The organism is Thiorhodococcus mannitoliphagus (assembly GCF_010915725.1).
GTDB lineage: Bacteria > Pseudomonadota > Gammaproteobacteria > Chromatiales > Chromatiaceae > Thiorhodococcus > Thiorhodococcus mannitoliphagus.
Map to the genome: position 1 here is coordinate 56,474 of NZ_JAAIJR010000021.1, position 8,383 is coordinate 64,856.

Annotated in this window: 4 protein-coding genes; 3 read left to right on the plus strand and 1 reads right to left on the minus strand. The window is 62.7% G+C overall.

What is annotated here, in order from left to right; genetic code table 11:
• Positions 1 to 50 precede the first annotated feature (50 nt).
• Positions 51 to 1,679 (plus strand): L-aspartate oxidase, encoded by a 1,629-nt coding sequence (gene nadB, locus G3480_RS07210; RefSeq protein ID WP_164653140.1) that lies wholly within the window; start codon positions 51 to 53, stop codon positions 1,677 to 1,679.
• A gap of 613 nt (positions 1,680 to 2,292) precedes the next feature.
• On the opposite strand, the gene G3480_RS07215 is transcribed toward nadB, so the two are convergent.
• Positions 2,293 to 4,971 (minus strand): bifunctional acetate--CoA ligase family protein/GNAT family N-acetyltransferase, encoded by a 2,679-nt coding sequence (locus G3480_RS07215; protein ID WP_164653142.1) that lies wholly within the window; start codon positions 4,969 to 4,971, stop codon positions 2,293 to 2,295.
• Between the two features lie 149 nt (positions 4,972 to 5,120).
• Between G3480_RS07215 and G3480_RS07220 the strand changes: the two genes are divergently transcribed.
• Together G3480_RS07220 and G3480_RS07225 are read left to right on the plus strand one after the other, a co-directional pair.
• On the plus strand, positions 5,121 to 6,053 hold the full coding sequence (locus G3480_RS07220) for a histone deacetylase family protein (protein ID WP_164653144.1): 933 nt from the start codon (positions 5,121 to 5,123) through the stop codon (positions 6,051 to 6,053).
• A gap of 552 nt (positions 6,054 to 6,605) precedes the next feature.
• A complete protein-coding gene (locus G3480_RS07225) occupies positions 6,606 to 8,036 on the plus strand; it encodes a cryptochrome/photolyase family protein (protein WP_164653146.1) in 1,431 nt (476 codons plus the stop codon).
• The last annotated feature ends 347 nt before the right edge of the window (positions 8,037 to 8,383 follow it).

Sequence of the window (8,383 nt, forward strand, 5' to 3'; positions counted from 1 at the left end):
ACCGCAACGGCCCGCCCCATGGCACGCACACTGAGATGACGAGTCGATTCATGCACGAAAACGCTTACCGCCACGACGTCTTGATCCTCGGCAGCGGAGCTGCCGGACTTAGCCTAGCGCTGCGACTGCGCGACGACATCTCGGTCGGCGTTGTCTCGAAACGCGAGCTGATCGAAGGCAGCACACTCTACGCGCAAGGTGGAATCTCTGCCGTGCTCGATGCGAAGGATTCGATCGAATCCCATGTCCAGGACACACTCAAGGCTGGGGCCGGACTCTGCGACCCAGACGTGGTGAGGTTCGTGGTCGAGCATGGGCCAGGTAATATCCGCTGGCTGCTCGATCAAGGCGTTCAATTCACGCGCGATGAGGGGTACACCTCCGCAGGCGGCTATCATCTTACCCGAGAAGGTGGACACACTCACCGTCGCGTCGTCCACGCGGCCGACGCGACCGGCAGAGCCGTGGCGACAACACTGGAAGAACAGGTCCGCGCACGCCAGAACGTCACCCTTTACGAACAGCACATCGCTGTCGACCTCATCACCTCCAGGCACCTTCCCGACGCCAAGGAGCATCGCTGCCTGGGAGCCTACATCCTGAATCGCGGCAGTGGGCGCGTAGAGACCTTTCTGGCGCGTTTCGTCGTCCTCGCGACCGGTGGCGCCAACAAGGTCTATCTCTACACCAGCAACCCCGACGTCTCCACCGGCGATGGCATCGCCATGGCCTGGCGCGCGGGCTGTCGGGTCGCCAATATGGAATTCATGCAGTTCCACCCCACCTGCCTCTATCACCCGGAGGCACGCTCCTTCCTGATCACCGAGGCATTGCGTGGCGAGGGCGCCAAGCTGCTCTTGCCCGATGGCGAACGCTTCATGCCGCGGTTCGATGCGCGCGCCGAACTCGCGCCGCGCGACATCGTCGCGCGCGCCATCGATCATGAAATGAAGCGACTGGGAACCGACTGCGTCTATCTCGATATCTCGCACCGCCCGGCCGATTTCATCATCGACCACTTCCCGACCATTCACGCACGCTGCCTAGAACTCGGCATCGACATCACCAAGGAGCCGATCCCCGTGGTGCCCGCCGCGCACTACACCTGCGGCGGCGTCATCGTCGACCGCAACGCACGTACCGACCTCGCCGGTCTCTATGCCAGCGGCGAAACGGCCTATACGGGATTGCACGGGGCGAACCGAATGGCAAGCAACTCGCTGCTCGAGTGCCTGGTCTACTCCGAGTCAGCGGCCAAGGACATCCAGACGCTACTGCCCAGCTATGACCAGCCGCCTGAAGCACCAACCTGGGATGAAAGCCGCGTCACCGCGCCGGATGAGGAAGTCGTCGTCACCCACAACTGGGAGGAGCTAAGACGCTTCATGTGGGACTACGTGGGAATCGTGCGGACCAACAAACGCCTTCGCCGCGCAAAGCGCCGCGCAGACCTGCTCGCCCAAGAGGTGATCGAGTACTACAGCAACTTTCGCGTCAGCAACGATCTCATTGAGCTGCGCAATCTGCTCGAAGTCGCCGATCTCATCATCCAGTCAGCCTTACGACGTCGCGAGAGCCGCGGCCTCCACTATACCCTGGACCACCCACTCAAGGATGTGAGTCAGCGCCTGCCGACGGTACTCATCCCCGACGCTTACCAACCACGCGAGCAGGAATGACAAGGCGCCCAGCAGAGAGGTGATGGCGCTTGTCCGCGTCTCATCTCAGCCGCTGGAAGACGACGCCGATTGCTTGGCATCCAGTCGGCGCTCGCACCTATCCCAGTCTCCTTGCGAGCAATCGGTCTTTCTGCAATCGAACTCGCAAACCGCAAGGTCCTCTGGGACCGAGTCGGACCAGAAGCGAGCCAGGCGATACCGCAGCCGGCTCAGCAAATTTGGCTCTGCATTCGTTGTCTCTGCCATGATCTCAATCTCTGAGTGCTGAGCGCCGAAACGCGAAAGAAAACAAGCAAGTTGGCATACCGCATACTAGGAGCCTGTCCGACTTAGGATGAATCGGCTGCGGAATCGGGAGAAGGGTCCCTTTCGCCCCGCTTTTTCGTTACATAGAACCACTATGCGCCTCAAAACCGGAACGAAATGGCCTCGCTCTCCCACTTCCTCGCTTCGCCCCCCCAAGCCGGACAGGCTCCTAGCCTGATTTCACCGCATACGACCATAACCCGATCATGGATTCTTGGCGAGTGAGATAACCACAGAGTAAAGGTGTATTACCTTGCGGCTCAATGGTTCCGGGACGTTGTCTGCAGGAGCCTGTCCGACTTGGTCGCTAGAGCACCTTGGTCACCAGCTTGACCGCCATGTCTTGCGGGTCACTCTCGATGCGGAAGCCAAGCGATTTCACCAGGGCGAGCATCCGCGTATTCGCCGTGAGCACTTCCCCCTCCATGAGGCGGAAGCCGCGCAAGCGCGCGTTCTGCATAAGTGAGCGCATCAGCCGCGCGCCAATGCCGAGGTTGCGCCAAGTGTCCGACACCACGATCGCGAACTCACAGGCCTCCCCGCCTGGACGCGACATGTAACGGGCCACACCGACCTCGACCTCCCCGCCATCGTGCTCGACCACGCCGATGAGGGCCATCTCGCGGTCGTAGTCGATCTGGGTAAAGCGCACCAGCATCTCGGGCGTGAGTTCTCTAATCGCTTGCATGAAACGAAAATACTTCGTCTGCTCCGAGAGGCCGCGCACGAACTCCTGCTCCATTTCCGCGTCTTCAGGTCGGATCGGCCGGATGACCAAGTCCTTGCCATCTGGGAGCTGCACCCGCTCGATGAGATGACCGGGATAGGGATGGATCGCCATGTGACCGTAAGTCGGCTGCTGCGGAGGTCGGTAGTCGACATTGATGCGCACGTCGACGGCGATCACCTCCTTGTCGTTGCCGATCAGCGGGTTGATGTCCATCGCGATGATCTCGGGCAGCTCGCAGACCATCTCCGAGACGCGCTGAAGAATCCTGGCAAGCGCCACCCGATTCATCGGCGGCATCTGCTGGAAGGCCCCCATGAGCCGCGCGACCCGAGTTTGATCGATCATCGTCTCGATGATGAAGGCGTTGAGCGGCGGGAGACCGAGGGCGCGGTCGCCCAGCACCTCGACCTTGGTCCCCCCCGCCCCGAAGACGATCACGGGACCGAAGATCTTGTCGCGAAAGACGCCGATCATCAGCTCGCGCGCCGAACGGCTCGAGACCATGTGCTCCACGGTGATCCCCTCCAGCCGGGCCTCCGGACGCAAACGCTGGGCGCGCTCGACGATCTCGCTGAAGGTGCGTCGCACGGACTGCGCGTCGTCGATGTTGAGCTTGACCCCATCGACGTCCGACTTATGCTCCAAGTCGGGCGAGTTGATCTTCATCACGACCGGAAAGCCTAGTGCCTCGGCGGCCATCAAGGCCTCATTGGGCGTGCGCGCCAGCACCGCCTGCATGGTCGGGATGCGGAAGGCCGAGAGGATGGCCTTGGCCTCGATGGTCCCCAAGACCTTGCGCCCCTCGGCCATGACGCCCTCGATGATGAGCCTGGCCCCTTCGACATCTGGCGGGTCCTCATGCGAGAGCGGCGCCGGCGACTGCATGAGCAATTTCTGGTTGCGCTGGTGGATCGCGAGGAAGGAAAAGGCCTCGACCGCTGCCTCCGGACTGTCGAAATGAGGAACGTCGTGCTCTGACAGCAGGGACTGCGCCTCGACCACATGATTGCCGCCCATCCAGCAGGCGAGCACCGGCTTGCGGCTCCCTTTGCTCGCCTCGATGACCTGCTGCGCGGTCGCGACTGGATCGCCGAAGATCAGCGGGGCGAGGATGCAGAGCACGCCATCGACTTCCGGATCCGCAATACAGGCATCCAATGCCTGACGATAGCGTTCGGCCGGCGCGTCGCCGATGATGTCGATGGGATTCCCGTGAGACCAATAATCGGGAAGCGCCTGCTCCAGCGTCTGGCGCGTGCTGTCGCTGAGCTGCGCGAGGCTGAGCCCCAGCTCCACCGTCCGGTCGGCTGCCAGCACACCAGGCCCGCCGCCATTGGTGATGATGGCGATCCGATCCCCGGCCAACCGTCTGCGTGTTCCGAACACCTGGGCTGCGGCAAAGAGTTGATCGAGATTGGCGACCTGCACGACACCGGCGCGATCCGTCACCGCGCGAAACACGTCCGGAGAGCCGACGAACCCGCCGGTGTGCGACTTGATCGCCCGGGTCCCGGCTGGATGACGTCCCGCCTTGACGATGATGACGGGCTTGAGCCGCGCGGCGGCCCGCAAGCCGCTCATGAAATGCCGCGCGTTCCTCACACCCTCGACATAGAGGAGGATGCAGCGGGTCTGGGTGTCCAGCGCCAGATAGTCGAGGATGTCGCCAAAGTCGACATCCGCCGCCGCTCCCAGAGAGACGACGGCGGAGAAGCCCACGCGGCGCGGCTCTGACCAGTCGATCATTGCGGTGCAGATGGCGCCGGACTGTGACACCAAGGCCACATTGCCGCGACGCGGCAGATCCTCACCAACGCTGGCGTTGAGCCCATGCTGCGGACGCATCACACCGAGGCAGTTGGGACCCAGCACGCGAATGCGGTTGCGGCGCGCCGCCTCGACCATCTTCTCCTGAAGAGCCCTGCCGCGCTCTCCGTGCTCGCCGAAACCGGCGGAATGCACGACAGCCGCCTTGACACCAAAGTTCCCGCACTGATCGAGGATGGCCGGAACGCACTCCGCAGGCGTGGCGATGAGCGCCAGATCGATCTGCTTGTCGAGCTCATTCAATGAGCTGAAGCAAGGCTGGCCGCCGACCTGATCGTACTTGGGGTTGATCGGATAGCAATGCCCCTTGAAGCCCCCGGCCAAGACATTGCGGAACACCATGCCGCCGATCGAGCCCTCGTTGTCGCTAGCACCGAACACAGCAACCGCGCTGGGCGTAAAGAGTTGATCAATATCGGTCAAGCGCATGGAGTCTGCCCTCTGAGGGTGAAAAGGCGTTAATCTGTGAGTCCAGCGTGCGCAAATGGCACGCAATGCCGCAACATATCAATAAGTTAGAGAGCCGCAAGCCACCTCAAATTGAGGTGTCCATCGCGGTCGAGCCCTGAGGACTAAGCATGAACCTCGCCTTTATCTCTCACCAGTCCTGCCGCGAGCATCAGATGGGCGCCCACCATCCGGAGTGCCCGGAGCGGCTCCATGCCATTCAGGACCGCATGATCGCATCCGGCATGGAAATGCTCGTCACCCACTATGACGCGCCCCAGGCCAAGGTCGAGGATCTCGCCCGCGTCCATGATCGCGACTACATCCAAGGCATTTTTGATGCGGCACCGCGCGCGAGCGATGTCTTGACCTGGATCGACGGGGATACGGCGATGAATTGTCATTCGCTGGAGGCCGCGCTGCATTCCGCGGGCGCCGCTCTCTTGGGTGTCGACCTGGTGATGAGTGACAAGCATCACGCCGCCTTCTGCTGCGTACGTCCGCCGGGACATCACGCTGGCCGCGCCCGCGCCAGCGGCTTCTGCATCTTCAACAACGTCGCCGTCGGAGCCGCCTATGCCCTGGACCATTATGGGCTCGAGCGCATCGCCATCGTGGACTTCGACGTCCATCACGGCGACGGCACCGAAGAGATTTTCATCGGCGATGAGCGCGTGCTCTTCTGCTCCAGCTTCCAACATCCCTTCTACCCAGGGACAGGCGCGGACACGGATGCGCCGAATGTCATCAATCTGCCCCTGCCCAAACTGACGGACGGCCAGGCCTTCAAGGCGAGTGTCGAGCAAGCATGGCTACCTCGGCTCGACGCCTTCGCCCCGCAGTTGATCATGATCTCGGCTGGTTTCGACGGTCATATCGAAGACGACATGGCGCACTTCAATCTGCGTGAGGCGGACTACGCCTGGATCACACGGGAGATCCATCATCTCGCGCGCAAGCATAGCCATGAGCGCGTCGTCTCCTTTCTGGAGGGCGGCTATACACTCTCGGCACTGGGCCGCTGCGTCAGCACACATGTCGACGAACTCATCGGCCATCTCTAGGAGCCTGCCGCCGGTCGCGGCGGCAGAGCGCGCTCGCTACAAGGTTAGGCGATTACCGGAAAATGTCATACCAGATGGCACCGGATCCAGGCTTGACTTCAAGGAGCATCGCAGGGCTCCGTGACCGCAGGTGTGACACGGAAGGCGGACCTCGAGACAAGTCAGCGGATATGCGCCTTAACCGAAATCTAGCCTAAACTGCGCAGCGCTCCTTCAGTCACACAAACCTGGGCGGCCCAGCACCTAAAGCCCCAATGCTGCATTGCAGCACAGGATAGACTTAGGCCCCTCGGGTTGCAATCACCGCCCAGCGCAAATCCAGCTAAGACGCACGGCGGGACGCCACCCCAAAGCATGAAACGCCGACCGCCTCGATCGCCAAGCGGTTGGGCGGGGACCGCGCTCAAGCCTGGGAGCACCGCCCCGGCGCGACGGGGACCGCGCCGAACGGCCAGTCGCGGCGGACTTCAGCCGTTGGCATCGACCGCTTCAGGCCGAACATTCCCTGTTGGCTATACCCTAAGCGACCCCCGCAAGGTTAAAGGACCCAGCATGACCGCCATTCTCTGGCTAAGGCGCGATCTGCGCCTGGACGACAACCCCGCGCTGCAGGCCGCGCTCGCCACGGGGGCGGCTGTGCTCCCCGTCTACATTCACGCCCCGGACGAGGAATCGCCCTGGGAGCCCGGAGGCGCCAGCCGCTGGTGGCTGCACGCCAGCCTCAGATCCCTTGATGCCGCATTGCGCGAGCGCGGCAGCCGCCTTCACATCGCCCGCGGCGACAGCCTCAACGTGCTCAAGCAGCTCGCCGCCGAGACGGGTGCGACCCAGGTCCATTGGAGCCGGCTTTACGACCCCAGCACCCGTGAGCGGGATACGCGCATCAAGCAGGCGCTGCGCGCCGCCGGGCTCAGGTGCGAAAGCCATGGCTCCGCCCTTCTCTTCGAACCCTGGGAGATCTCCACTGCCGAGCACCAGCCCTACCGGGTCTTCAGCGCCTTCTGGCGCGCCTGCGTCAAGGCACTCACCGAGCCACGGCCAGTCGCCGCCCCCGACCGACTGCCTCCACCACCAGAGATCGATGGGGGCGTCAGCCTAGATGCGCTGGGTCTGCTGCCTCGAATCCCTTGGGATGATGGCCTCAAAGCGACCTGGAATCCCGGCGAGTTCAGCGCGCGTGAACGCACCGAGGAATTCCTCGACGGGCAGGTTGCCGACTACAGCGAGCTACGCGACCAGCCGGGCATCCCAGGCACCTCCAGACTCGCGCCTCACCTCCACTTTGGCGAGATCAGTCCCAGACGCATCCTAAGCATGGTGATCGAGCGTTTCGGAGATCCGACCGCGAAGCCCGTCGAGGCCTTCGTCCGCGAAGTTGGCTGGCGCGAATTCGGCTACCACCTGCTCTATCACTTCCCGCAAACACCGACCGAACCCTTGAATCGGCAGTTTGCCGACTTCCCCTGGGCGAGTGCCGAGGTTGAAGCTCAACTGCGCGCCTGGCAGCGCGGGCAAACCGGAATCCCCATGGTCGACGCTGGGATGCGCGAGCTTTGGCACAGCGGCTGGATGCACAACCGCGTCAGGATGGTCGTCGCGTCCTTCCTGACGAAAAATCTCCTGATCCCATGGCAGGACGGCGCCCGCTGGTTCTGGGACACCCTGGTCGATGCCGACCTCGCCAGCAACACCCTCGGTTGGCAATGGACGGCCGGCTGCGGGGCCGACGCGGCGCCCTATTTCCGCGTCTTCAATCCAGTCCGACAGGGCGAGCGCTTCGACCCGGACGGCCGCTACGTGCGGCGCTGGTGCCCCGAACTGCGCGAACTCCCAGACAAGTACCTTCATCAGCCCTGGGCGGCGCCGGAAACCCTGCTGCGCTCAGCCGGGGTCAAGCTGGGTGAAAGCTATCCAGCGCCCATGGTCGATCTCGGCAAATCCAGAGCGCGCGCGCTGGCGGCCTATGAGCAGGTCAAGGGCTAGGAGCCTGTCCGACTTGGGGGGATCGAAGCGAGGAAGTGGGAGAGCGAGGCCATTTCGTTCCGGTTTTGAGGCGCATAGTGGTTCTATGTAACGAAAAAACGGGGCGAAAGGGACCCTTCTCCCGATTCCGCAGCCGATTCATCCTAAGTCGGACATGCTCCTAGTGGTCTAGAGTGAAAGTCCTAATACTGTTTCTGGGCGATCGATGGCATTCTGCTCATCTGTCTTGAGTTTCGCCGATGAGTTGATGACACGATGCCACGCTGTACCCCGATTCTCGTTTCCCTAACCGACAAAGAACGTACCCAGTTGGAGGCGTTGGTGCGTCAGCACACCACGGCGCAGCA

What these genes read in the sequence shown, in the direction of transcription:
- G3480_RS07220 (WP_164653144.1), top strand. Translation starts at nt 5,121, where the DNA reads ATGAACCTCGCCTTTATCTCTCACCAGTCCTGCCGCGAGCATCAGATG.
- G3480_RS07215 (WP_164653142.1), bottom strand. Translation starts at nt 4,971, where the DNA reads ATGCGCTTGACCGATATTGATCAACTCTTTACGCCCAGCGCGGTTGCT.
- G3480_RS07225 (WP_164653146.1), top strand. Translation starts at nt 6,606, where the DNA reads ATGACCGCCATTCTCTGGCTAAGGCGCGATCTGCGCCTGGACGACAAC.
- nadB (WP_164653140.1), top strand. Translation starts at nt 51, where the DNA reads ATGCACGAAAACGCTTACCGCCACGACGTCTTGATCCTCGGCAGCGGA.